This window comes from Ruegeria sp. C2, assembly GCF_056537765.1.
On sequence record NZ_JBQFRZ010000001.1, the window covers coordinates 964,596 to 986,265 of the forward strand.

General features: G+C 56.7%; 33 protein-coding genes and 1 tRNA gene. 25 read left to right on the forward strand and 9 right to left on the reverse strand.

What is annotated here, in order from left to right:
• Window positions 1-18: 18 nt before the first annotated feature.
• Window positions 19-291 carry a hypothetical protein gene (locus ACR0IV_RS04875; RefSeq protein ID WP_480657557.1) on the reverse strand — a complete coding sequence of 91 codons (273 nt, stop codon included), beginning with the start codon at window positions 289-291 and terminating at the stop codon, window positions 19-21.
• Between the two features lie 144 nt (window positions 292-435).
• Here ACR0IV_RS04875 and ACR0IV_RS04880 point away from each other — a divergent pair, with 144 nt between their 5' ends.
• The 20 genes from ACR0IV_RS04880 to ACR0IV_RS04975 all read left to right on the forward strand — a co-directional run bounded on the left by ACR0IV_RS04880 (window position 436) and on the right by ACR0IV_RS04975 (window position 11,392).
• A complete protein-coding gene (locus ACR0IV_RS04880; protein ID WP_480657556.1) occupies window positions 436-768 on the forward strand; it encodes a hypothetical protein in 333 nt (110 codons plus the stop codon).
• Window positions 769-933: 165 nt separating this feature from the next.
• A complete protein-coding gene (locus ACR0IV_RS04885) occupies window positions 934-1,518 on the forward strand; it encodes a helix-turn-helix transcriptional regulator (protein ID WP_480657555.1) in 585 nt (194 codons plus the stop codon).
• Window positions 1,519-1,605: 87 nt separating this feature from the next.
• Window positions 1,606-2,184, forward strand: a complete 579-nt coding sequence (locus ACR0IV_RS04890) for an acyl-homoserine-lactone synthase (protein ID WP_480657554.1) — start codon at window positions 1,606-1,608, stop codon at window positions 2,182-2,184.
• Between the two features lie 125 nt (window positions 2,185-2,309).
• Window positions 2,310-2,480 (forward strand): hypothetical protein, encoded by a 171-nt coding sequence (locus tag ACR0IV_RS04895; protein WP_480657553.1) that lies wholly within the window; start codon window positions 2,310-2,312, stop codon window positions 2,478-2,480.
• On the forward strand, window positions 2,477-2,749 hold the full coding sequence (locus ACR0IV_RS04900) for a hypothetical protein (RefSeq protein WP_480657552.1): 273 nt from the start codon (window positions 2,477-2,479) through the stop codon (window positions 2,747-2,749). The genes ACR0IV_RS04895 and ACR0IV_RS04900 overlap by 4 nt, the downstream gene beginning before the upstream one ends.
• Window positions 2,750-2,851: 102 nt before the next feature.
• Window positions 2,852-3,841, forward strand: a complete 990-nt coding sequence (locus tag ACR0IV_RS04905; RefSeq protein WP_480657551.1) for a hypothetical protein — start codon at window positions 2,852-2,854, stop codon at window positions 3,839-3,841.
• A 238-nt stretch (window positions 3,842-4,079) separates the two neighbouring features.
• Window positions 4,080-5,048, forward strand: coding sequence for a PD-(D/E)XK nuclease-like domain-containing protein (locus tag ACR0IV_RS04910; RefSeq protein ID WP_480657550.1), 969 nt, complete (start codon window positions 4,080-4,082; stop codon window positions 5,046-5,048).
• The gene (locus tag ACR0IV_RS04915) at window positions 5,045-6,019 is read left to right on the forward strand and encodes an Rmf/CrpP family protein (RefSeq protein WP_480657549.1); all 975 of its coding nucleotides are present in this window, start codon (window positions 5,045-5,047) and stop codon (window positions 6,017-6,019) included. Before ACR0IV_RS04910 ends, ACR0IV_RS04915 begins: the two co-directional genes overlap by 4 nt.
• Window positions 6,016-6,234, forward strand: a complete 219-nt coding sequence (locus ACR0IV_RS04920) for a hypothetical protein (RefSeq protein ID WP_480657548.1) — start codon at window positions 6,016-6,018, stop codon at window positions 6,232-6,234. The genes ACR0IV_RS04915 and ACR0IV_RS04920 overlap by 4 nt, the downstream gene beginning before the upstream one ends.
• A gap of 8 nt (window positions 6,235-6,242) precedes the next feature.
• Complete coding sequence (locus tag ACR0IV_RS04925) at window positions 6,243-6,527, forward strand: hypothetical protein (RefSeq protein WP_480657547.1); 285 nt, start codon at window positions 6,243-6,245, stop codon at window positions 6,525-6,527.
• Window positions 6,524-6,814 (forward strand): hypothetical protein, encoded by a 291-nt coding sequence (locus ACR0IV_RS04930; protein ID WP_480657546.1) that lies wholly within the window; start codon window positions 6,524-6,526, stop codon window positions 6,812-6,814. The genes ACR0IV_RS04925 and ACR0IV_RS04930 overlap by 4 nt, the downstream gene beginning before the upstream one ends.
• Window positions 6,811-7,188 carry a nuclease domain-containing protein gene (locus tag ACR0IV_RS04935; RefSeq protein WP_480657545.1) on the forward strand — a complete coding sequence of 126 codons (378 nt, stop codon included), beginning with the start codon at window positions 6,811-6,813 and terminating at the stop codon, window positions 7,186-7,188. Before ACR0IV_RS04930 ends, ACR0IV_RS04935 begins: the two co-directional genes overlap by 4 nt.
• A complete protein-coding gene (locus ACR0IV_RS04940; RefSeq protein ID WP_480657544.1) occupies window positions 7,188-8,192 on the forward strand; it encodes a phage Gp37/Gp68 family protein in 1,005 nt (334 codons plus the stop codon). Before ACR0IV_RS04935 ends, ACR0IV_RS04940 begins: the two co-directional genes overlap by 1 nt.
• Complete coding sequence (locus tag ACR0IV_RS04945; protein WP_480657543.1) at window positions 8,189-8,422, forward strand: hypothetical protein; 234 nt, start codon at window positions 8,189-8,191, stop codon at window positions 8,420-8,422. The genes ACR0IV_RS04940 and ACR0IV_RS04945 overlap by 4 nt, the downstream gene beginning before the upstream one ends.
• Window positions 8,423-8,495: 73 nt before the next feature.
• A complete protein-coding gene (locus tag ACR0IV_RS04950) occupies window positions 8,496-8,735 on the forward strand; it encodes a hypothetical protein (protein WP_480657542.1) in 240 nt (79 codons plus the stop codon).
• Entirely contained in the window at window positions 8,732-9,358 is a 627-nt protein-coding gene (locus tag ACR0IV_RS04955) for an HNH endonuclease signature motif containing protein (RefSeq protein ID WP_480657541.1), read from the forward strand. Before ACR0IV_RS04950 ends, ACR0IV_RS04955 begins: the two co-directional genes overlap by 4 nt.
• Before the next feature lie 66 nt (window positions 9,359-9,424).
• Window positions 9,425-9,631, forward strand: coding sequence for a hypothetical protein (locus ACR0IV_RS04960; RefSeq protein WP_480657540.1), 207 nt, complete (start codon window positions 9,425-9,427; stop codon window positions 9,629-9,631).
• On the forward strand, window positions 9,628-9,912 hold the full coding sequence (locus tag ACR0IV_RS04965) for a hypothetical protein (RefSeq protein WP_480733491.1): 285 nt from the start codon (window positions 9,628-9,630) through the stop codon (window positions 9,910-9,912). The genes ACR0IV_RS04960 and ACR0IV_RS04965 overlap by 4 nt, the downstream gene beginning before the upstream one ends.
• A 3-nt stretch (window positions 9,913-9,915) precedes the next feature.
• Window positions 9,916-10,155, forward strand: coding sequence for a hypothetical protein (locus ACR0IV_RS04970; RefSeq protein WP_480657538.1), 240 nt, complete (start codon window positions 9,916-9,918; stop codon window positions 10,153-10,155).
• A complete protein-coding gene (locus tag ACR0IV_RS04975) occupies window positions 10,145-11,392 on the forward strand; it encodes a site-specific integrase (protein WP_480657537.1) in 1,248 nt (415 codons plus the stop codon). Before ACR0IV_RS04970 ends, ACR0IV_RS04975 begins: the two co-directional genes overlap by 11 nt.
• A gap of 90 nt (window positions 11,393-11,482) precedes the next feature.
• Here ACR0IV_RS04975 and ACR0IV_RS04980 read toward each other — a convergent pair.
• A tRNA-Leu gene (locus ACR0IV_RS04980) sits at window positions 11,483-11,568 on the reverse strand.
• Window positions 11,569-11,713: 145 nt separating this feature from the next.
• Here ACR0IV_RS04980 and ACR0IV_RS04985 point away from each other — a divergent pair.
• Both ACR0IV_RS04985 and ACR0IV_RS04990 read left to right on the forward strand, forming a co-directional pair.
• A complete protein-coding gene (locus tag ACR0IV_RS04985) occupies window positions 11,714-12,292 on the forward strand; it encodes a YqaA family protein (RefSeq protein ID WP_480657536.1) in 579 nt (192 codons plus the stop codon).
• A complete protein-coding gene (locus tag ACR0IV_RS04990; RefSeq protein ID WP_480657535.1) occupies window positions 12,289-12,750 on the forward strand; it encodes a disulfide bond formation protein B in 462 nt (153 codons plus the stop codon). The genes ACR0IV_RS04985 and ACR0IV_RS04990 overlap by 4 nt, the downstream gene beginning before the upstream one ends.
• A gap of 4 nt (window positions 12,751-12,754) precedes the next feature.
• Here ACR0IV_RS04990 and ACR0IV_RS04995 read toward each other — a convergent pair whose 3' ends face one another.
• On the reverse strand, window positions 12,755-13,342 hold the full coding sequence (locus tag ACR0IV_RS04995; protein WP_480469726.1) for an HNH endonuclease: 588 nt from the start codon (window positions 13,340-13,342) through the stop codon (window positions 12,755-12,757).
• A gap of 212 nt (window positions 13,343-13,554) precedes the next feature.
• On the opposite strand from ACR0IV_RS04995, the gene ACR0IV_RS05000 reads away from it, so the two are divergent.
• Together ACR0IV_RS05000 and ACR0IV_RS05005 are read left to right on the forward strand one after the other, a co-directional pair.
• Window positions 13,555-14,160: an rRNA large subunit pseudouridine synthase E gene (locus ACR0IV_RS05000; RefSeq protein ID WP_480471895.1), complete on the forward strand. Its 606-nt coding sequence runs from the start codon at window positions 13,555-13,557 to the stop codon at window positions 14,158-14,160.
• Window positions 14,161-14,192: 32 nt separating this feature from the next.
• Window positions 14,193-14,618: a VOC family protein gene (locus ACR0IV_RS05005; RefSeq protein ID WP_480657534.1), complete on the forward strand. Its 426-nt coding sequence runs from the start codon at window positions 14,193-14,195 to the stop codon at window positions 14,616-14,618.
• On the opposite strand, the gene ACR0IV_RS05010 is transcribed toward ACR0IV_RS05005, so the two are convergent.
• The 3 genes from ACR0IV_RS05010 to ACR0IV_RS05020 are packed head-to-tail and all read right to left on the reverse strand — an operon-like array spanning window position 14,615 to window position 16,399.
• Window positions 14,615-15,103, reverse strand: coding sequence for an N-acetyltransferase family protein (locus tag ACR0IV_RS05010; RefSeq protein ID WP_480657533.1), 489 nt, complete (start codon window positions 15,101-15,103; stop codon window positions 14,615-14,617). The two genes, ACR0IV_RS05005 and ACR0IV_RS05010, sit on opposite strands and share 4 nt — an antisense overlap.
• 1 nt (window position 15,104) lies before the next feature.
• Entirely contained in the window at window positions 15,105-15,770 is a 666-nt protein-coding gene (locus ACR0IV_RS05015) for an alpha/beta hydrolase (RefSeq protein WP_480657532.1), read from the reverse strand.
• Complete coding sequence (locus tag ACR0IV_RS05020) at window positions 15,767-16,399, reverse strand: DNA-3-methyladenine glycosylase family protein (protein WP_480657531.1); 633 nt, start codon at window positions 16,397-16,399, stop codon at window positions 15,767-15,769. The genes ACR0IV_RS05015 and ACR0IV_RS05020 overlap by 4 nt, the downstream gene beginning before the upstream one ends.
• Before the next feature lie 98 nt (window positions 16,400-16,497).
• Between ACR0IV_RS05020 and ACR0IV_RS05025 the strand changes: the two genes are divergently transcribed.
• Window positions 16,498-17,724, forward strand: coding sequence for an MFS transporter (locus tag ACR0IV_RS05025; protein ID WP_480657530.1), 1,227 nt, complete (start codon window positions 16,498-16,500; stop codon window positions 17,722-17,724).
• 2 nt (window positions 17,725-17,726) lie between these two features.
• Here the strand turns inward: ACR0IV_RS05025 and ACR0IV_RS05030 are convergent, their stop codons facing one another.
• Genes ACR0IV_RS05030 through cysS form a run of 3 tightly spaced genes read right to left on the reverse strand, consistent with a single transcriptional unit; the run spans window position 17,727 to window position 21,536 of the window.
• Entirely contained in the window at window positions 17,727-18,503 is a 777-nt protein-coding gene (locus ACR0IV_RS05030; protein WP_480657529.1) for a squalene/phytoene synthase family protein, read from the reverse strand.
• A 1-nt stretch (window position 18,504) separates the two neighbouring features.
• A complete protein-coding gene (gene cimA / locus ACR0IV_RS05035; RefSeq protein WP_480657528.1) occupies window positions 18,505-20,139 on the reverse strand; it encodes a citramalate synthase in 1,635 nt (544 codons plus the stop codon).
• A complete protein-coding gene (gene cysS, locus ACR0IV_RS05040) occupies window positions 20,136-21,536 on the reverse strand; it encodes a cysteine--tRNA ligase (protein WP_480657527.1) in 1,401 nt (466 codons plus the stop codon). The genes cimA and cysS overlap by 4 nt, the downstream gene beginning before the upstream one ends.
• Window positions 21,537-21,670 lie beyond the last annotated feature (134 nt).

Sequence of the window (21,670 nt, forward strand, 5' to 3'; positions counted from 1 at the left end):
CCTAGTAAGGCCACATCGTCACCCCGATGCGGCCTTATCGGCCTCGGGCTCGGCAATCCCCTCCTGTTTTACGGAGAGGGCCGCGTCGAAACCATCGACCAACTTGCGCAGGCGTGTGTAGCTAAATTCCTTTCCCGTAAGAAAGCGGCCTAGGGCAGACCGACAATTAAACAGGTCCATGCTCAGTTGGGTTTTGTTCTTTCTAGTTTTCTCTAGCACCTTAGGAAGTGCCTTGTTCGCTGCCTTCCGGATGGTTTCCTCGGAAGCTGGAACATCAAAATCGCGCCACATACTCGGTCCTCATTTTGAACCGTAATAGTCTCTCAACTATTGCGCTACAATAGTTTTATAACTATCTCTATTGTGGAAATGAACCCCTAGGGGGTCTATTTAATTGATATTGCTATGTAATAGTTTTTCGACTATTTTTCGCGAATGGCACCAAAGAAGAGAATTCCCGACCCCGAACTCCTACACCAATGGGAGATCATCGAGGCAAAGCGAGCACAAATCAATACGGGCAAGAAGGTTCTGTCAGTACTCGCAGGCAAGCAGGAGAGCTACTACTATCAGGCCGAAAAGAACAAGTGGCCAATTGGTCTTGAAGTCCTTACCACATGGGCAGAAGAACTCGATATTCCCATTAGTTCCTTGTTCCTAGAAGGCGCAGAAGACCCAAAGGCAAAACTCATTCGTCTGGTGCAGCAGGCCGATGCTGAGAAGCTTCCACAGGCACTTCGGATCTTAGAAGCTTTTCTAGTGTCTTAACTACCTCCCGAACGCCCATGTCACCATGTTTTTCATGTATTTTCTCGGCCACACTAAGTAGCCGGGCTCTCACATCCATTCCACAGCCCTTGTAGTTTCGAGTCTATTATATAACTATAAAATGCACCCCGAGGGGTTCCATTTTGATATCAAGGGAAAGTCATTATGACAAGTACGTTACAACTCTTAGGAGAGGAACTCTCAAAGATCGGCTTCGGTGAATATGCGGTTGGGACGGGATTCCACACCGGAGAACTGGACTTTGATTCGACTTTCGATCCGGATTGGCAGAAACATTACTTTGAGAATGAACTTCAAAGACTTGATCCGCTTCCATTCTGTGCACTCGCGGGCGTGGCCCCGCTAAGATGGAGTGATATCCACAAACGAATGAAGAAAAACCCTGTGATGAACGCCGCATATGATTTCGGTCTAAGGCAAGGATTCGCGCTATCTTGCGGCGGGTATGTGGTGAGCGCGTATCACGACGGGGAAGTTTCAGACTCCGATCTAAGCTTTGTTCAGGCCTCAATGCAGCGCGTAGTTCAACGCTCAAGCATTCACATCGAACCACTAACGAAATCGCAGCAAGGATTAGTGGATCTTCTAGGCGTGGGACTACCTATGACACAAATCGCCGAGATCCTTGGAATCAGCAACGACGGCTTGAAAACAGCCAAACGACGGATTTTTAAGAAGTATAAAGTCAATTCGGATGCACAATTGCTTCGTGTTCTGCGCAACAAGTAGCCAAAACCAGCCACAACATACCCGTGCATTACGCACGCTAACTACTGCGTCTAAAACAGCCTAGGGACAGCCTTAGGGAGTTAATAGATGCAGTCTATCGCCGTAGACTTTTCAAACATTCAGCACGCAGGTAATGCCTGGAACGAATACTGGATGTTGCGAAAAAAAGAATTTGTAGATCGTAAAGGCTGGGCTCTGCCCCACACCGACACCTTTGAGTTCGATTGGTACGATCGCCCAGGCGCGAACTGGATCATCGTTATCGAGGATGGCCACTGCGTCGGGGGTGCTCGGCTTTTGCGGACCGATGCACCTAGCTATGGCGCTGAAACGTATATGCTCAAGGACGCCCAGAACGGCCTAATCCAGGGTATTCCACTAGAGATGCTACCGGAAAATCTACCCAGCGATCCTCGGATTTTTGAAGCCACGCGCTTCTTTGTGCGGCGCGATCTGAACCCTAAGAAGGCCATAACCGTACAACGAGAAATAGTCAAAAAGACTGTCCAAAGAGCGAAAGAATTGGGTGGCGAGCAACTCGTTGCACTGATGCCTTGCAAGATCTATCGCATCTTCCGTCGCCTGGGATTCCAGGTTGTCGAGCACAATCATGTCTCAGAAATAGATGGCACCCCACATTCTGTAGGCTGGTTAGCTGTTGAATAGTTTTATAACTATTTTTTTCTTGCAAAGATAGTTTTAAAACTATAGCTGTTGCCTCAGCCCGATACCTCGGGCCGCCCCGCCGAAGACGCGCAAGCAGATCGCGGGGCGACTAACAGGAGGCAAGAATGGCGCAGCACCAGTACATCTCAGACCCGAGCGACTTCTGTCGTTACTGCAAGGGTAGCGGTGTTGTCAGCTACGAAAGCCCGACCGGTGGCAACGTTACGGAGACCTGCGAATACTGCGGCGGCACCGGCAATCGTTGCGTTCGCCTGACCCGAAAGGCGGCGGCATGACCCGCCCGTTCACCCATCCCCCCGCGCCCAAGTCCCCTCGGGCGCTAACCCCGGCAGGCAGCACCAAGGCCACAATCGCTCACGAAAGGAACGGCTTATCTGCCTGCCGGGACGAACTTCGCAGCCCGTTTGAGCCCTTCAACATCGACCTGATGATTGAGGATGAACGGACACCTGCACAGCGCATCTTAGACGGTCTGAGCAAGATCCTTCTGGCGATCCTGATTGCCTGCGTCTGCAGACTGATTTGGGCAAACCTGCCCGCCTGACTATCCCCAGCGAAGGCCTGCCTCAAAAAGAAACCTTCGCTCAACTGGCGGGTGGCGAAACGTCCCCACGCAGAGCCATCCGCCCTTTCTTTTGAGGAACCCATGACCGAGACCACCAACACAGAGCTAACCACCCTTCCCGAGAAATCCGAAATCCCTGCCCTCTTCTCCCAGAAAGACGGGATCGAAAAGCTGGTTAAGCGCATCGAGAAAGACGCCCTTGCCATCCATCAGGACTATTCGACGGACAAAGGGCGTAAGGCGGCGCGCTCACTGGCGGCAAAGGTATCTCGCTCCAAAACTCTCATCGACGGTGTGGGCAAGGATCTGACCGAGGAATGGCGCACCAAAACCAAAGCCGTCAATGATCTGCGCAAGCTTGCAACCGACCGCCTGGACGAGCTTCGTGACAAGATCAAGAAGCCCGCCGATGACTTTGAAGCCAAGGAAGCGGAACGCGTTCAGGCGCACATGAAGGCGCTTGATCAGTTCGCTATCGACACGCTGACCGCACACGATAGCAGCGCGGAGTTGAAAGCTAAGATCGAAATGATCGAGGCGGTCGAGGTTGGCCCTTCATGGGAAGAGTTCGAAGGTGACGCCCGCCAACAGAAGGCAGAGGCACTGACTAAATTCCAGAGCGATCTAACCATTGCCGAAGCCCGTGAGGCCCAAGAGCGTGAGCTGGAAGAGTACCGCCGTGAAAAGGCTGAGCGCGAAGAGGATGATCGCAAGCGTCGTGAACTTGAGGCTGCACGTCAGGCCGAAGAGGAGCGCAAAGCCGCCGAGGAGCAGGCTGCAAAGGAAGCCGCCGAACGCGCCACCCGCGAGGCCGAGGAGCGCCATCAACGCGAACTGCAGGAGGCTAAGGAACGCGAGGAGGCCGCTGCACAGGCCGAGCGCGACCGAATTGCGGCCGAAAAGCGTGCCGAGGAAGAGGCTGCCGAAAAGCGCAAGGCCGACGCCGCCAACCGACGCCGCATCCGTTCTGAGGTTGTTAAAGCCATCGCTGGCCTAAAGCCCGAGAACTATGAGGAAATTGTCGACGCGATGATCGCGGGCGAGATCCCCCATGTGACGGTGAAGTTCTGATGGATGTGGTTGACGCCACATGGGCTGAAACCATGCCTGATGGAGATGAAGGCTCCCGGTACTTCAATGTTGGTAGGCCGCTTGTCAGTTCCCGCCCTGATGTCATTTGTACGCGCATCACTGTCCAAACAGACGAGCCGGGATTGCATTGCAAAATGCGGCGTGTCTGCATCTGGTCGGGTGACAAGCTAGCGGTTGAGTTTCCGTTCATCACTGCTGGCGCGGTGGGCTGCAAACTATGACACCCGAGATCCGCACCCTTGCCGATGGTGAGTTGATCACAGAACCCGGCTTCTACAACATCAGCCTCGATCGCCACCACCGCCAACCGTGCGATGGTGTCAGCGTGACCAGCGGCGTGCTGCGTAAGATGGAGTTGGCAACCCCCGGTGATGTCTGGGCATTCCATCAGCTTAACCCGAACCGCTGGGAAAGCATCGATACCGCCGCAAAGCGTATGGGTCGGGCCATGGCGGCCTATGTCGAGGGGGGCGAGGAAGAGGTTGAAAAGCATTTCCTCGTCCTGCCTGACGACAGACCACAGCGCCCTACTCGCCAACAGCTTGTCGCTATCAAAGAGCGGCGCGGATCTAAGAGCGCACACCGTAGCGTCGCCTATTGGCGGGAAGTCGACCAAGACCCAAGAGACAAGATCACAGAGCGCCAGTGGTCTCTCATTCTGGACATGGGCAAGGCGCTTGCATCAGATCCAGCGGCCAGCGCTGCACTAGGCGGCGTTCCAGAAGTTACAATGGCTTGGCAGGATGAGCGGACGGGCATCTGGTGTCTGGCCCGCCCCGACCAGGTTTCGTTTGACGGTATGTTGTCGGACTATAAAAAGGTCTCTCCGCAAGGTGGCCGGTTTGATTATCGCCTATGTGATCGCCGCATTACTGAACACGGCTACGACATGCAGATGGGCTTTGCCGCCACCGGGTTTGAACGCTTGACCGGCAACTGGCCGTCATCCGTTGGGCTCGTCTTCCAAAGTGACGAACGCCCGCACTTCTCCATCCTTCGCGAGATCTTGGAAGAAGATTTGCAGATCGGCGCATGGCGCAACGCACGCGCAATCTACCGCTTCAAGGAATGCCTCGACGCCGGTCATTGGCCGGAGCCCGGGGAAGATATCGGCGCGTATCAGCGCCCCGACGAACACCGAGAAATGCTGCTTGAGCAGATGAACACAGAGGGAACGGCACCATGAACCAGCCTGTCAGCGACACCACCGCAATCGAACAAAAGGTCGAAGCCAAGATCGACGCTCAGACCCTTTCTGTTGCCGAGATATCGAACACTGTGGGTGGTCTCGCCTTCAAGGATATGGGTCAGGTCATGGAGTTCTCGAAACTCATGTCCATTGCGGGCCAGGCTGTACCTAAGCATCTGCGCGGAAAGCCCGGGGCCTGCATGGCAGTATCGATGCAAGCGCTGAACTGGCGCATGGACCCGTTTGCCGTCGCCAACAAATCCTACATGGTCAATGACCGGATCGCCTACGAAGCGCAGCTCATCCACGCCGTGATCGAGCAGCGCGCACCGATTCAGGGTCGGTTGAAGGGCAAGTACACCGGGGAAGGTGATGACCGTCAGTGTGTTTTGTTCTGCGTGAGCGCAGAGGATGGCGACACCATCGAATACACATCTCCAAAGATCGGCAGCATCACAACCAAAAACTCGCCGCTCTGGAAATCCGATCCTGATCAGCAGCTATGGTATTACAGCGCGCGCGCGATGTGCCGCCGCCATTTCCCTGACGTGCTGCTGGGCGTCTATGAGAAAGAAGAAATCCAGCACGCCGCTGAAATGAAGGATGTGACCCCGCGCAAAGGCGGTTTCGCGCAGATGGCGGAAAGCGCGCGTGAGGGCACGATAGACGAACTGTCACCCGAGCAGTTCGATCAGACCGAGACTGATGTTCAACAAGACGAGGCGGCAGAGCCCGAGCAGGAACCCGGCCAGCCCATCGACGGCGAAATCCTCCCACCAGAAGAGGATAGCCAGGATGAGCCCGATATCGATCCCTCAGAGTTTGAGTTTGCGGAGGGTGTAACAGCGGCCAACGACGGCAAAAAAGCCGCTGATTGTCCTTATCAGGATGGCGCTGATCCACGTCGGGCGCGCTGGATGGCCGGGTTCAAGCAGCAATCCAAACTGAACGCGGAGGCTGAGAGATGATCATCGGGGATATCACTCTTACCGTTGTCGATCCCGAGGCGCTGGAAGAACTCATCAAAGCCGCCAAGAGGTACGACGATGCGACGCGTGTCTACGGACTCAAATGCAAGTCCCTTGACACGCTCGAACGAAACCAATCCGCAGGGGCGATGTACGAAAGTCGAAAGGCATTTCGCAATTGCCTCGCCACAATTTCGGGTGGGCTTGAACCATGAAAAACGGAATGACCACCAAGCCTCGTTACACGCGAAAACAAAAGGCACGAAATGCTGAGCATGTCAGATCCAGACTGAAAGAAACAAGCGGGTTTTCTCTTCGCTGGAACTCAGAAATCCACGTGACGCTGTTCTTCGATAATGGCCGCCGCCTTGAATTGTACCCGACCACTATCGGTTTACAGAGCCAAGGGCATTGGCTTCGCTGGTTCGACGTCGATGCCGCCTTCTCCGAAATTCAACGGTTCTCGGATCTGCCGCCTGCGTGTGAGCCTCAGGAGGTATTGGAATGATCACCGACAAATACTGCCCCCTCGCCCGAACCTTTGGCATCGACATGAAGCCTAAGTGCATGGGCTCAGAATGTGCGTTGTACCGGGATCTGCCGCCGAGCGCATCGGAGCCAAGCTTTCAGGCCGCAATCCAACGCGAGATGGCTTCCTTGGCTCAAGATGAGGGCAAAGGTCGAAAGGCCGAGCTGTTCCACAAGAAGGCGGTATCCAACGTCAAGAAGGCTCCTGAGCGCTACGGCGTGAAGATGGAGCGCCGCGGATATTGCGGGTTGGGCGGTCGCCCATGAACGTGATCACCAACCCCCACTTACTTCCGAAGGTTCGCTCTGAGGCTCTGATGGCCGAATGCCGCAACATGCCGTGTGAGCTGCGCATTGGTACATTCATCGGCATCTCGTGCGCTAGTCCTGAAACCGTCGTCGGCTGCCATGTTGAAAAGTCGATCGGTAAAGGTACCTCGACCAAGGTCAGTGATGTGTTTGCCGCTGCTGGCTGCAGTGTCTGCCATGATCTACTGGCCGGTGTCGATCCGCGAGGCCTTATCATCCGTGAACGATATCCAGACGCCTTCTGGCTGCAGGTAATGCGCGCCCAGCAGGCAACCATGTCCCGTTGGATCATGGCCGGTCTGGTGGTTGTTCCAGATGGGGAGATCATCTGATGACCAAAATCGAATGGACCGAGCGCACGTGGAATCCGATTGTAGGCTGCAGCTTGGCATCGCCCGGCTGCACCAACTGCTACGCCATGCGGATGGCTTACCGGCTGTCCAAGAATCCTAGCACGCCGCAATACCACGGCACGGCCAAACTGGTGAACGGCAAGCCGGTATTCACTGGCAAGCTTGAGTTGGTGGAAAAGGCTCTGCTGGAACCGCTCAAGCGCAAGACACCCACCACATATTTCGTCAACAGCATGGGCGATCTGTTTCACGAAAACATGCCGGCCGAATGGATTGACCAAGTGTTCGCCGTCATGGCGCTTTGCCCTCAACACACGTTTCAGGTGCTGACCAAGCGCGCGGATCGGATGCGGGAGTATGTCGATACCCTTGTGGCCTCAAAGCGTTCGGTTGCCAGCGCTGCTATGCATGACCTTGGATTAGGGATGATGTCGGGTCTGGCCGCCGCTGGCAACGTTGCTGGTGAACCCCTGCCAAATGTCTGGCTGGGCGTGTCGACAGAGGATCAGAAGCGATGGAATGAACGCTGGCCCGAACTGGCGCGCACGCCCGCCGCTGTTCGCTTTGTCAGCGCCGAACCGTTACTCGGCCCCATTGACATGATTGGCGGCGGCAAGCTGGATCAAGTCATCGTTGGCGGCGAAAGCGGGCCGAATGCCCGTCCTATGCACCCCGACTGGGCGCGCAGCCTGCGGGATCAATGTGAGGCGGCGGGAACCGCGTTTTTCTTTAAGCAATGGGGCGAATGGCTGCCATGGGAACCAAGAACCGCACCCTTCTGGTCATCCCAGAACCTGCGGACAGACGATGGCCATGTTCTTTTCCCAGCGGATTTTGATCTGTCGACAAATTGGGATGATGGGTTGGGCTTGCTGGACTATGGGCACGCAACCTTTCAGCGCGTCGGCAAGAAAGCCGCTGGCCGGTTGCTGGATGGCCTCGAACACAACGGGTTCCCCAATGCCCTGATGGGTGATGCATGACCCGACTGTCTTGCTGCATCCCCTTCTGCCGCCGCACTGGGAAGGTGGACGATGACACGACCGAAATAATCTGCGGCAAGTGCTGGTCCACCACATCGAAACGACTGCGAAAGGTCTATTTCGCGCGCCGACGCCGGTTCTTCAAAGGCGATGTGGATCAATACCCGAAACTGATCCGCATCTGGGACAAGCTCAAGAACCAAGCCATGGAAGGGGCAATGTACTCATGACCTTTTCCCGACTTCCTCAAAAACGCCTGAGCCATAGTTGCCTGGACTAACTCGCTGACCTGAGAGGACCATTATGAGAAACAAACTCGGAGATCTAAACAACCACTTGTTCGCCCAGCTTGAACGGCTTTCCGATGAGGATTTGTCGGCTGATCAAATCGAGCAAGAGGTCAAGCGCGCCGGCGCAATGGTTGATGTTGCCGAGAAGATTACTGGGAACGCAGAACTGCAGCTCAAGGCAGCAAAGCTCTATGCGGAGCATGGAGAGAAGATCGTCGGTCATTTGCCTCAGATTGGGAAGAGCGCAGAATGAAGGGGCGGCAGATCAAATACAGTGATGATGAACTGGCGTGGATCGAGGCGCACAAGACAAACGTTCGTCGCGAGGCACATGCTGAGTTCGTTGAGAAGTTTGGTCGCAGCGACGTATCTCTCAACAACTACAAAGCACTCTGCAAACGCAAAGGTTGGATGACCGGGCGAACTGGTCGATATGAGCCAGGACGCACACCGGAGAACAAGGGCAAGAAAATGCCCTACAACGCCAACAGCGCGCGCACTCAATTCAAGAAAGGTGATGCACCTGCGAACAGCGTTCCGCTTTGGTCTGAGCGGGTCGGTAAAGACGGCTACATTGAGATGAAAGTGCCGCTGGTCAATCCTCACACCGGCCACTCAACGCGCTTCATGCACAAGCATCGTTATCTGTGGGAACAGGAAAACGGCCCAGTTCCAAAAGGCATGGCCCTCAAGTGCCTAGATGGTAACCGGACCAATACAGAACCCAGTAACTGGGAGGCTATCCCTCGCGCGCTATTGCCTCGGCTGAGCGGTCGCTGGACGCGCGGTTACGACGACGCGCCAGACGAAATCAAGCCAACCATTATGGCAGCCGCAAAGCTGAAGCACGCGATCAATGAGGCGTCCGGAAAATGACCCTCGCAGCCAAAGGAAACCCCATGAAGCCCCTCACCCTTGTTTTCCACGGGGAGAGTTGAAGCGATGGATTTACTCACGGTACAGGAAAACGTGCGAGAGCCAGCACCAATGAAGGGCCATGACGAAGCTTTCAAATGGGTAACGTCCAATTGCATCGCGCTCCGCAGAGATAACGGCGACATGGATTATAGCCTTGGTCAGATGGTCCGCGCTTTTGAAGCGGGTCGTGCCACGGTACAGGCGGACCCGGTAAGGGTGGAGGAAGGATGATGATCGGCCAAGATTGGAAAGGTGAGCATTTTATCCGCACCCAACCGCAGCAGCGCGAAGAACCGTTGATCGAGCGTATGCGCCCTCCGCCTTCGAGAGCGCCAAAGACGGCATCAAGCAAAGAGATTGCAAGGCGCCGCAGCAAGGTTCGGATGCTGATCGGAGAAGGTCTGACCGCCTCCGAAATAGGTCAGCGGCTCAATGTCCCATCAGCTACGATCTACAAGGACGCCAAGAAAATCGGGCTTAAATGCCGTCGGGCAAAGCGGAGGGACACCTAAACCATGTCCCCGCTCTACGTCAAAGAAGAGACCATCGCCAAGATGTTGGGCCACAACGTCACATGGCTACGGTCGAACTCGGCGATGTTGGAGGCGCAATACGGCTTCCCGAAGATTGACCCCGCTGTGGGCAAACGGCACGTTGAAGCTGTTGAGGAATGGGCGCGCGAACGAAACATGAGAATGAGCGCGCGTCCTGAGCGGTTGTCGGAAACCAACCAGGAGAGAAAGGATGCGTTTTAAACCAAGTGTCTGGGATGATTCAGAACCAGACTATGCGCCGTGCATGAAGCGCCGCAAAGCCAGAGGAACCTATTTCTGGCGCCCCCCGAAAAAGTATTTAGATGCCGGGTACTCCATCAGGTTATACAACCTTGAAGGCATCAAGGGAGATGGAAAGGATCTCGAAAGAGCCCGCCACTGCCGCGTTCTAACTCGTGAATTGCTGAACTGGTACGCCGGTGAAGTGAAAGGCCGTGAGGCTGGAACTTGGGGCTGGCTGATCTCGCGTTTCAAATATGACGAAATCAGTCCGATCAACGATGTAGGACCAAGCACTCGCGCCGGTTACGTGAAAGTTCTCGACAAGATCGATGCCGCTATCGGTGAGGTTATGATCTCGGAAACTGACTACGGTCGCATGGTCGAGTGGCGCAAGTTGATGCTCGATCGAGAAGTACAAGGACGCCCAGCACCCCGCTCCGATCACTATATCAAGAAGTGGTTCACCCACTGGGGGTTCGTCAATTCCTATGGGATTAAGATCGGCAAGAAACACGGGATCATGGATGATTGCCTGAGGCTCAAGGCGATCCGCAGTGAAATGCGGCTACCCAACGGCGCCAAGCGCACAGTCATTTGCACCCGCGATCAGGTCGAGGCCATTGTCGCGCGCGCCGATGAGCTTGGTCTGTGGCAGTTGTCCCTATCCGTGCTCATCCGTTTCGAGTTCATGCTGAGAGGCGTCAACGTCTACGGTGAGTGGGAACCTGCCGAGAGTGGTGAAGGCGGCATCATCCATAGAACCAAGACCAGAACACTTCGGTGGGTCAAAGGCCTGACATGGGAGATGTTCGATACAAAGGTTACTCAATTCGAAACCGTGATCAGTAAGACCGCGCGATCGATGCCAGAACCCTATGTGTTTGATCTGACCAACACCCCTGAGATTCGCCGGCGCTTGCTGGCTATTCCAGAGGATCAAAGGTTGGGGCCGGTGATCAAAATGGGTGACGGCATTCCACCTCATAGCGATCTGATGACCAAGCAGTTCAAGCGCATTGTTCGCGACCTGGAACTGCCGGACGAACTGAGGATCAGTGACAACCGCGCAGGCGGGATCACCGAGGCCAAATCTCTTGTCGATCCATTCGAACTTAGGGACGCCGCGCAACACACCCAGATCAGCACAACTGACCGCTATGTGCGTGATAGATCCACCGCGGCAAACAAGGTTGTTCGAATCCGTTCGGGCAAGTGAGAACGCAACGAGTACCAAGGTGAGTACCACATGAGTACCGGGGAAAAGAAAAAACAGAGAGCCGGTTTCCCTAACCCTCTGTTTTTACTTTGGTACCCAAGGCCGGACTCGAACCGGCACGGTATCACTACCGGGGGATTTTGAATCCCCTGCGTCTACCATTCCGCCACTTGGGCCACGTCACTTGGATTAGCCTTCAACTGACGGAAGGTCCAGAGGCAAAAAACAACCATTGGCACGTTTGTTTAAATGACAGAGGTTGACCCCTCTGCAGGTGCATGCTTTGGCTTGGCCCAACAATTGCCGGGATACTTGTACCTTATGTTGCGATCACTTTATGACTGGACCATTCGTCTGGCCGAGCATCCTCACGCGCTTTGGGCGCTGGCGGTTGTCGCTTTTGTAGAAAGCTCGTTTTTTCCCATCCCGCCGGATGTTTTGATGATTCCCATGATCCTGGCACGCCCGTCTCGGGCATGGTTGATTGCCTCGGTCGCGCTGGTGGCTTCCGTTCTCGGGGGAATTCTGGGTTATGCAATCGGTGCCTTCTTCTATGAAAGCCTCGGCCAACCTGTGCTGGAAGCCATGGGCAAGGCCCATGCCATGGAAGAGTTCAACACCCGCTTCAACGATTTTGGCTTCTGGGCCGTGCTCACCGCCGGAGTTACGCCGTTCCCTTACAAAGTGATCACGATCATGTCGGGTTGGACCGGGATGCCGTTGGGAACCTTCATCGCAACGTCGATACTCGCGCGGGCACTGCGATTCTTCGTCGTGGCTGGTTTGCTCTGGGGCTTCGGCGAACCGATCCGAGACTTCATCGAAAAACGACTTGGGCTGGTATTTACGATATTCATCGTGTTGCTGGTCGGAGGTTTCTTCCTGGTACGTTACCTATGACACGGAAATCACTGATTTTGCTGGCCGCCACAGGGTCGGCTGCCTTATTACTGGGTGCTTGGGCGTTTCAATACATCGGCGGACTGGCTCCCTGCAAAATGTGTATATGGCAGCGTTATCCGCATGGGATGGTTGTGATACTGGGTGTGCTGGCCTTTGCGTTTCCGGGCATCCGCCCTTTGCCCTTGCTAGGTGCGCTCGCCGCCGCAACAACCGCCGGGATCGGTTTGTTCCATGCAGGCGTTGAACAAGGTTGGTGGGAGGGCCCCTCGACGTGCACCTCGGGTCCAATCGGTGGACTGAGCGCCGAGGAATTGCTGGATCAGATCATGTCTGCCCCACTGGTACGCTGCGACGACATCCCGTGGGAGATGCTCGGAATTTCCATGGCAGGTTGGAACGGGCTGCTCTCAAGCGCGCTTGCATTGATCTGGATTGCTGCCTGGCGAGCGCGCTAGGCGATTATTGCTGATCCAGCTCCGCATCCCAATAGAGGAAATCGATCCAGCTGTCGTGAAGGTGGTTTGGCGGGAATTTACGGCCAATATTGCGAAGGGCCTCAGCATCAGGTTGGCGCGGCGGTTTGTTCAGAGACATCCGGGCTTGCCGCAGCGATTTCGACCCCTTGCGCAGGTTACACGGGCTGCAGGCAGCAACCACGTTCTGCCAGCTGGTAACACCACCCGCCGCACGCGGAACGACGTGATCGAAAGTAAGCTCTCCGCGGCTGCCACAGTATTGGCACTTGAATTCATCCCGCAGAAATAAATTAAAGCGCGTGAAGGCCACGCGCTTTCTGGGTTTTACATAATCTTTCAAAACAACGACCGAGGGTATTCGGATCTCGGTACTTGGGCTTCGAACCACTTCGTCGTATTCGGCAACTATGTCCACGCGGTCCAGCCACGCCGCTTTGATGGCCTCCTGCCAGGGCCAGAGAGACAGCGGATAATAGGAAAGCGGGCGATAATCGGCGTTCAGAACCAATGCCGGATGATGCCTCAGCGCACCGGGTTCCCTGACAAATTCGGTCCTGAAGTCTCCGTCCATATCAGAATCGCTCCTCGCTCTGTACTGCCCGTTTGTGACATCAGAGCGGGGAACACCCGCCCCGGCCTTAAGTTAACTATATATCGTGTTAAATCTCTGACAAGTGCCGAGTTCACACAACATCTCGGGTACTGGTTAGGACGAATCCGTAACAGATAAGTGACACTTATCCACAGGTTGCGCAGATGTGGCCCGGACGCTATGGCGGTGGCATGTCCTGGTTCATCCGCTTCAACAAACCTTTCGATGTGTTGCCGCAGTTCACCGACCGCGCCAACGCCGACTCGCCCCGCGCCACACTGTCGGACTTCATCGATCTGCCCGGCGTGTATCCAGCCGGGCGGCTGGACCGAGATAGTGAGGGCTTGATGCTGCTGACCGATAACGGGCGGCTGCAGGCACAGATATCCGATCCCAAGCACAAGATGGCCAAAACCTATTGGGTACAGGTCGAAGGCCTACCCGACGCAGCCGCACTTAAGGCGCTGCGTGATGGCGTTGAGCTTAAGGATGGTCTGACGCGTCCCGCCAAGGCGCGTTTAATTGATGAGCCTTCAGACCTCTGGCCGCGCACCCCGCCGATCCGTGTCCGTCAGACAGTACCGGATAGTTGGATCGAACTGACGATCCGTGAAGGTCGCAATCGTCAGGTTCGCCGCATGACGGCAGCTGTAGGCCATCCGACCTTGCGCCTGATCCGCGCCCGGATCGGAGACTGGTCCTTGGACGGCCTTGAGCCCGGCCAGTGGGAGAGCCTGCCGATGCCAGAGATAAGCGCCGCACCATCGCGCAAACGGGACAGACGTCCGCGCCGATGACAGGGACTGCCCCTAAATGCTAGACTGGCTTCATGAAAGTAACGCCCGACATACCCACCCCGTCAGCGATACTAGAAGCAGCTCTTTACGTGGATGATCTGGACGCGGCCGAGCGGTTCTATGGTGAGCTGCTTGGACTTTCGAAGATTCAGCGGGTGTCTGACAGGCACGTCTTCTATCGAATCGGCGGCTCGGTCCTGCTGATTTTCAATGCGGACAAGACCGAAAAGCCACCACTGAACCCCGATCTGCCTGTCCCACCTCACGGCGCGCGCGGACCCGGCCATGTATGTCTGGTTCTGACCCGACCCGAGATCGAAGTGATGCGAAAGCACCTGCTTGACTGGAACGTACCGGTGGACGCCGAATTCGACTGGCCCAATGGAGCGCACTCGCTTTATGTGCGCGACCCCTCAGGTAACTCAGTTGAGTTTACCGAGGCACATCTGTGGGATTAGCTTAGATCGAGCCGTTTGGATATCCGATCCACCGGAGTCCCATCACGAAGTGGCACACCATATTTTACCGAGAAATCGCGAAAACCCATCTTTTCATAATAATTCAGACCCAGAGTATTATCGGCCCGTATGGTCGCGTTGATGCTGCTGAAACCCAGAGCACGGGCCAATTTCTCAGTTTCCGCAAACAAGGCACGCCCTGCCCCTTTCAACACTGGCTCTCGACGGGTGAACGTCGCTATGTCGGCGCAATCATCCGGCAGGCTTTCGTGGATGCCGAGCCATTGGAAGCCAGCCACCTGACCTTTGTTATCCAGCGCAACATGGCAGCAAAGCTTGTCGGACCCTTTGAGATAGCTTTGCACAAATAGTGTTTCAGAGAATGGAAACTCAAACGCTGTCGTTCCGCCGATCTCGATGATCTGATTGAGGATGCTGCAGGCGTCTGCCACATCCTCTCTCATCATGGGGCGGATGACGATCATCTTACAGGCTCAGCTTGTCGCGCATGAAGGCCAGCGCGACGCTCAGGCCATCCGGCGCGATGCCATGGCCGGTGCCCTTCATCACATGGGCATAAATCTCTTTGAACCCGGCTGTTTGCAGCGCTTCGGCGGCCTCGGGCAGTGATTGAGGCGGCACCACATCATCGGCGTCACCATGGACCAGCAGAATTGGCATGCGGCTCACGGTTTCGTCCGGCAGCAAGTCTGGTTCCAGCAAACGGCCCGAGAAGGCGACGATCCCGGCCACCGGGTCTTCGCGGCGCGGGGCGACATGCAGGCTCATCATGGTGCCTTGGCTGAAGCCAAACAGAACGACCTGCTCTGGCAGGACATCTTCATCCACCATCAGCGCGTCCAGAAATGCGTTGAAATCCTCAACCGCCATTTCCATGCCACGTCGCGCCTCTTCTTCTGACGAGCCATCAATCCACGGGATCGGAAACCATTGAAAGCCGTTCGGCATGCCTGGGATTTGTTCCGGCGCGTCGGGCGCCACGAACAGCGTATCCGGCAGATGCTCACCCAGAGGATCAGCCAGCCCCAGCAGATCAGCACCGTTCGCGCCATAGCCATGCACAAACACCACGACCGAGCGTGTATCCCCCGAAACCGGCTCTTTCCGGAGCGCATTCAAAACCCGTGTCATCTGATCCCTTCTCTGTCTTTTGCGACCCGGTAATAGGCCCACAGCACCCGTGCCGCAACTGATCGCCACGGCGACCACGCTTCGGCCATCTGGCGCAACTCTTTGTCTTTTGGTCTTTCTGGTAAGTCGTAGAGGATGCGCGCAGCCTCTTGCAGGGCCAAGTCACCCGGTGCAATCACATCGGCACGGCCCAGCGAGAACATGGCGTAAATCTCGGCGGTCCAGACACCGATCCCTGGTACCTCGGTCAGAATTGCGACCACTTCGTCATCCGGTGCATCGCGAAGCGCTTTGTAATTGATCCGCGCCTCGGCCAACGCGCGGGCATAGCGGATTTTCTGACGGCTGAGACCTACCGCTCTTAGGTCGTCATCCGTGGCCCACACGATCTTGCGCGGGCCAGTCAATTTGGCGTCCTGCAATCGTTTCCAGATTGCATTTGCCGAGGCCACGCTGACCTGCTGACTGACAATCGCGCTGAGGAGCTGCGCAAACCCGTCCGGCTTACGCCGCAATGGCAGAGGGCCTGTTTGCTCCATCGCATAGGCCATCCTCGGGCAGGCCCCAGCCAACCATTCGGCCCCTTCATTTACGCAGTCCGGTGTTTCGATGATGCGTCCGACGGACATGCGCTCTCCGATAAATGATCCTTGTCCGCACGTTAGGCTGATGTGCCGCATATGCAACCCGCTTGTGCCGAGTCTCAATCGTAGATAACCATTCGCTCATGACAATGATCGCTGCCACCCCCGACGACAGTCAGGCCAAACGCAACGTTGCCGTTTTGGTGGCGGCGCAGGCGATATTGGGTGCGCAGATGCCGATGATGTTCATCGTCGGCGGCTTGGCCGGTCAATCGCTGGCCAGCAACGCCTGCCTTGCAACGCTGCCGATTTCACTGATCGTTCTGGGTTCGATGCTGGCGGCCACGCCGATCTCGGCCATCATGCAACGTTGGGGACGCCGCGCCGGGTTTCTTGTGGGATCAACCGCGGGTGCCACAGGCGGGGTTATCGGCGCCTATGGCCTTTACCTCGGCTCGTTCCCGATCTTCCTGATCGGCAGCTTTCTGACCGGCATATACATGAGCGCGCATGGCTTTTATCGCTTTGCCGCCGCCGATACCGCGTCCGACGCATTCCGGCCCAAGGCGATTTCTTACGTCATGGCCGGAGGGCTCGCAGCAGCTATCATCGGCCCTCAGATCGTCAAACTGACCTCACAGGCTTATGTGATCCCGTTTCTGGGCACCTATCTGGCCGTGATCGCAATCAATGTGGTTGGCTCTGCTCTGTTCTTCTTCCTCGACATCCCTACTCCGCCCAAACCCGCCGAAGATGAACCCAAAGGTCGCACACGGCTGGAGTTACTGAAAACCCCACGCATCGCAGTGGCGATCATCTGCGCCATGGTCTCTTACGCGCTGATGAACCTTGTAATGACGTCTACACCTTTGGCCGTCGTCGGGTGCGGATATACTGAAGGTGATGCCGCGGACATCGTTACAAGTCACGTGCTGGCGATGTATATTCCCAGCTTCTTCACCGGCCACCTGATCGCGCGGTTTGGGGTCGAAAAGATCGTGGCCCTCGGGCTAGCCATCCTTGGCGGTGCGGGCGTTGTCGCCCTGCAAGGTGTTGATCTTGGTAACTTCTTCGTCGCGCTGATCCTACTGGGCATAGGCTGGAACTTTGGCTTTATCGGCGCCACCAGCATGCTGGCCGACTCGCACGAAGTACACGAACGTGGACGGATGCAGGGCTTGAACGACCTGCTGGTCTTTGGCGGCGTGACCTTCGCCTCGCTTGCGTCTGGCGGGTTAATGAACTGCTCGGGCGGTTCAGCGGTCGAAGGCTGGACGGCGGTCAACCTCGCCATGATCCCGCTGCTGACCCTTGCGGGCGGCGCGCTGTTGTGGCTGGTCCTGAGGCCATCAGACCCCCAAACTGCCTGACCCTACCAGCGTCCGGTTGCTGCTGTCTTCATCAGGGAGAACCGGCGGCGGATTTCACCCTGCGCCAACGCGCCCGAAGCCACGCTCCCGGGCTGTGTCATAGCCTTCTGCAGTACCCATTCCGTCTGCCAGCCTGCATAGAACGCATGCCGCGCTTGGGTCGAGACTTCATTGCGCACGGAGCGCGCCCGCGCCAATCGGTCCAGCGCCTTTTGCGCCAACGCCCGAACGCCGTCATGTGTACCATCAAGCAAGGGAATGCGACCGCGCGCCTCAAGTTCGGGAATGGCGCGCAACCAATTTGCAATCCCCGTCGCATAACCAAAGTCACGCAGCACAGTTTCGTCTGCCGAGCCCAGAGCCTGCGCGGATACAACCATCAGAGTCCCGGCGCTATGGTTTATGTAAGCGTCAAAATGATCTTCATCCTCAAACGGATCACGATAAACATCCCAACGCCTTACAGCCACATACTCATCCAGCTGCGCCGCGAGATGCGGAGAGAGTACACGCGACAACGGCGTAACAACCTCATGCCGACGCACGATGGGGCCTTCAGCAATTTCCTGCAGGGCATCGCGCCACCATTGCAGGCGCATTTCGGCGATCATGCTTTCCTGCGTCACCCACGGCGCGCGGGCCACCTCGACGTTCAGCGCATAGATCGGGAACAGAACTGCCCGCGCCGGTACGGGTGCTGCCATCGCCGCCATGAAACGGTCTGGATCAGCCCGGTGCACCAGCGCCGCGCACGCCTTGATGTCGTCGTCGAATTCCACGCTATTCGGCTGCCGCTGACTGCGGGCTGCAATCGTTCACCAGCTTCCACTGGATCGCGTCCAACAGCGCCTCGAACGAGGCATCGATAATGTTCGCACTGACGCCAACTGTGGACCAACGCCGCCCCTGCCCGTCTTCGCTGTCGATGATCACGCGCGTGACCGCCTCGGTCCCGCCTTGAGTGATGCGCACCTTGAAGTCGACCAACCGCATATCCGACAGTATCTGCGAATACTGCCCCAAATCCTTGGCCAGAGCTTTCGCCAGCGCGTTCACCGGGCCGCGATCACTGCCGCTATCATCCAGCGACTCACTGACCGACAGCTTCTTTTCGCCATCCACTTTCACAACAACAACCGCCTCTGACAGGCTGACCATCTTGTTGTATTTGTTCTTCCGGCGCTCAACGGTCACCTTATAGCGCTTGACCTCAAAGAACTCAGGCAATTGCCCCAGCTCATCCCGCGCCAACAGCTCGAAACTGGCCTGCGCGGTGTCATAGGAATAGCCCTCGGCCTCGCGCAGTTTGATCCGTTCCAGAATGCGCCCCAGCGCCGGATCACCCGCTTCAACCGCCAATCCCGCATCGGTCAGACGTTTGCGCAGGTTCGATTGCCCAGCCTGGTTCGACATCGGAATAATGCGCGCATTCCCGACGCTTGCCGGGTCGATATGCTCATAGGTCGTCGGATCCTTGAGGATCGCGCTGGCATGCAGCCCGGCCTTATGGGCAAACGCCGACGCGCCAACATAGGCACTCTGCTTGCTGGGTACGCGGTTGAGGATGTCATCCAGCATCCTGCTGATCCGCGTCAGCCCGGCCAGTGCCTCGGGCTTCACGCCAATCTCATAACGCGAGGCATAGGGTTCTTTCAGCATCAGCGTCGGGATCAAAGCGGTCAGGTTGGCGTTACCGCAGCGCTCCCCCAAACCATTCAGTGTCCCCTGTATCTGCCGCGCTCCCGCATCGACTGCAGCCAGCGAGCACGCCACGGCATTTTCGGTATCGTTATGAGTATGAATACCCAGCCGATCCCCGGGTAGACCGGCCGCAATCACCTCGGACACGATCCGTCCGACTTCTGCCGGCAAGGCTCCGCCATTGGTGTCACACAGAACCACCCATCGTGCCCCTGCATCGAGCGCAGCGCGACAGACTTCAACCGCATATTCCGGATTGTCCTTGTAGCCATCAAAGAAATGCTCGGCATCAAACAGAGCCTCCCGCCCCTGCGCCACGATATGCGCGACCGAGGCACGAACGTTCTCGGTGTTCTCCTCCAGCGTGATACCAAGCGCATGGGTCACGTGGTAATCGTGCGATTTCCCCACGAGACAAACGGCTGGTGTTCCCGCGTTCATCACGGCAGCCAGAACGTCATCATTCTCCGCCGATCGGCCCGCGCGTTTGGTCATCCCAAACGCGGTCATACAGGCCGAAGTCTTGGGCGCGGCATCAAAAAAGGCGCTGTCAGTAGGGTTCGCCCCGGGCCAGCCTCCTTCGATGTAATCAAGCCCCAACGAATCCAGAGCCTGCGCGATCTGTACCTTCTCTGCGGTCGAGAACTGTACGCCTTGCGTCTGCTGCCCGTCGCGCAAGGTGGTGTCATAGAGGTAAAGGCGCTCTTTGATCATTCGACCGCCTCCAACTTCGCGGCATCAAAGCCAGCACCTGGCACCAATTCCACACCGTCCTTGCTCATCCGAACCTCCAGCCCTGCGGCGACATAGGCCGCCTTCAAGCGATCGACCTCAGAGAAATCCTTGCTCTGCATCGCAAGAGCGCGCGCATCGGCCAGTTTTTCTGCGTGGGATGACAGATCGGCCACGGCGGTTTGCGCCCAAGCTGCCATTTCATCCGTCAACAGCCCGACCACCTGTGCACTCGCCAGCAATAAAGCAGCGTTGCCGTCAGCAGCCAAACGATGAAGTTCAGCGATGGCACCTGCCGTGTTCATGTCATCTGCAAGCGCATCAATGACCGCAGGTGCCGCGGTGGCAGCGGGCTCGATGCCTGCTGTCAGCGCCCGCCACTTGCGCAACGTTGCCTCGGCTTCGCGTGCCTTCTTCTCGGTCCAGTCCATCGGCTTGCGATAATGGGTCTGCAGGAACACAAACCGGATCACCTCACCCGGCACACCCTTCTCCAGCAAGTCATGAACGGTGAAGAAATTGCCCAGCGATTTGGACATCTTCTTGCCCTCGACCTGCAGCATCTCATTGTGCATCCACACACGCGCGAATTCGCCATGCGGATGAGCGCATTTGCTCTGAGCAATCTCATTCTCATGATGCGGGAACATCAGATCGTTGCCGCCACCATGAATGTCAAAGCTTTCGCCCAACAGCTCATAGCTCATCGCCGAGCACTCAATGTGCCAGCCTGGACGCCCCCGGCCCCATGGGCTGTCCCAGCCGGGCAACTCATCGGTCGACGGCTTCCAAAGCACGAAATCCATCGGGTTCTTCTTGTAAGGCGCGACCTCGACCCGTGCACCGGCAATCATGTCATCAACCGACCGCCCCGACAGCGCACCGTAGTGTTCCTTCCAGCTGTCCACCGCGAACAACACGTGACCCTCGGCGACATAGGCATGCCCCTTGGCGATCAGGTCTTCGATCATCGCAATCATCTGCGCGATATATTCTGTGGCACGAGGCATCGCGTTCGGCTCCATCGCCCCAAGCGCGCCCATATCATGAAGATACCAGCCAATGGTCTCGTCCGAACGCTCCTGCACCAACTGCTCAAGCGAACCCTCGGCTCCGGCCTTCTTACGCGCCAGAGCGGTGGCGTTGATCTTGTCGTCCACGTCGGTGAAATTGCGCACATAGGTCACGTGATCAGCACCGTACACATGCCGCAACAAACGATAGAGCACGTCGAACACAACCACAGGCCGTGCATTCCCCAAATGCGCCCGGTCATAGACCGTCGGACCACAGACATACATCCGCACATTGTCGGGATCGATCGGCGCGAAATCCTCTTTCGTCCGTGTCCTTGTGTTGTGCAGTTTGATCGTCGTCATCTGGTCGTGCTCCTGAAACAGCATATACGTCACGCGTTGGCGCGGGCTTAGCAACTTGTCTCAGAGATGAAAACGAAAGAAACCGGCCCGCTTGAGAAATCAGCAGGTAATGCAGCAGATAATGATGCAAGTTT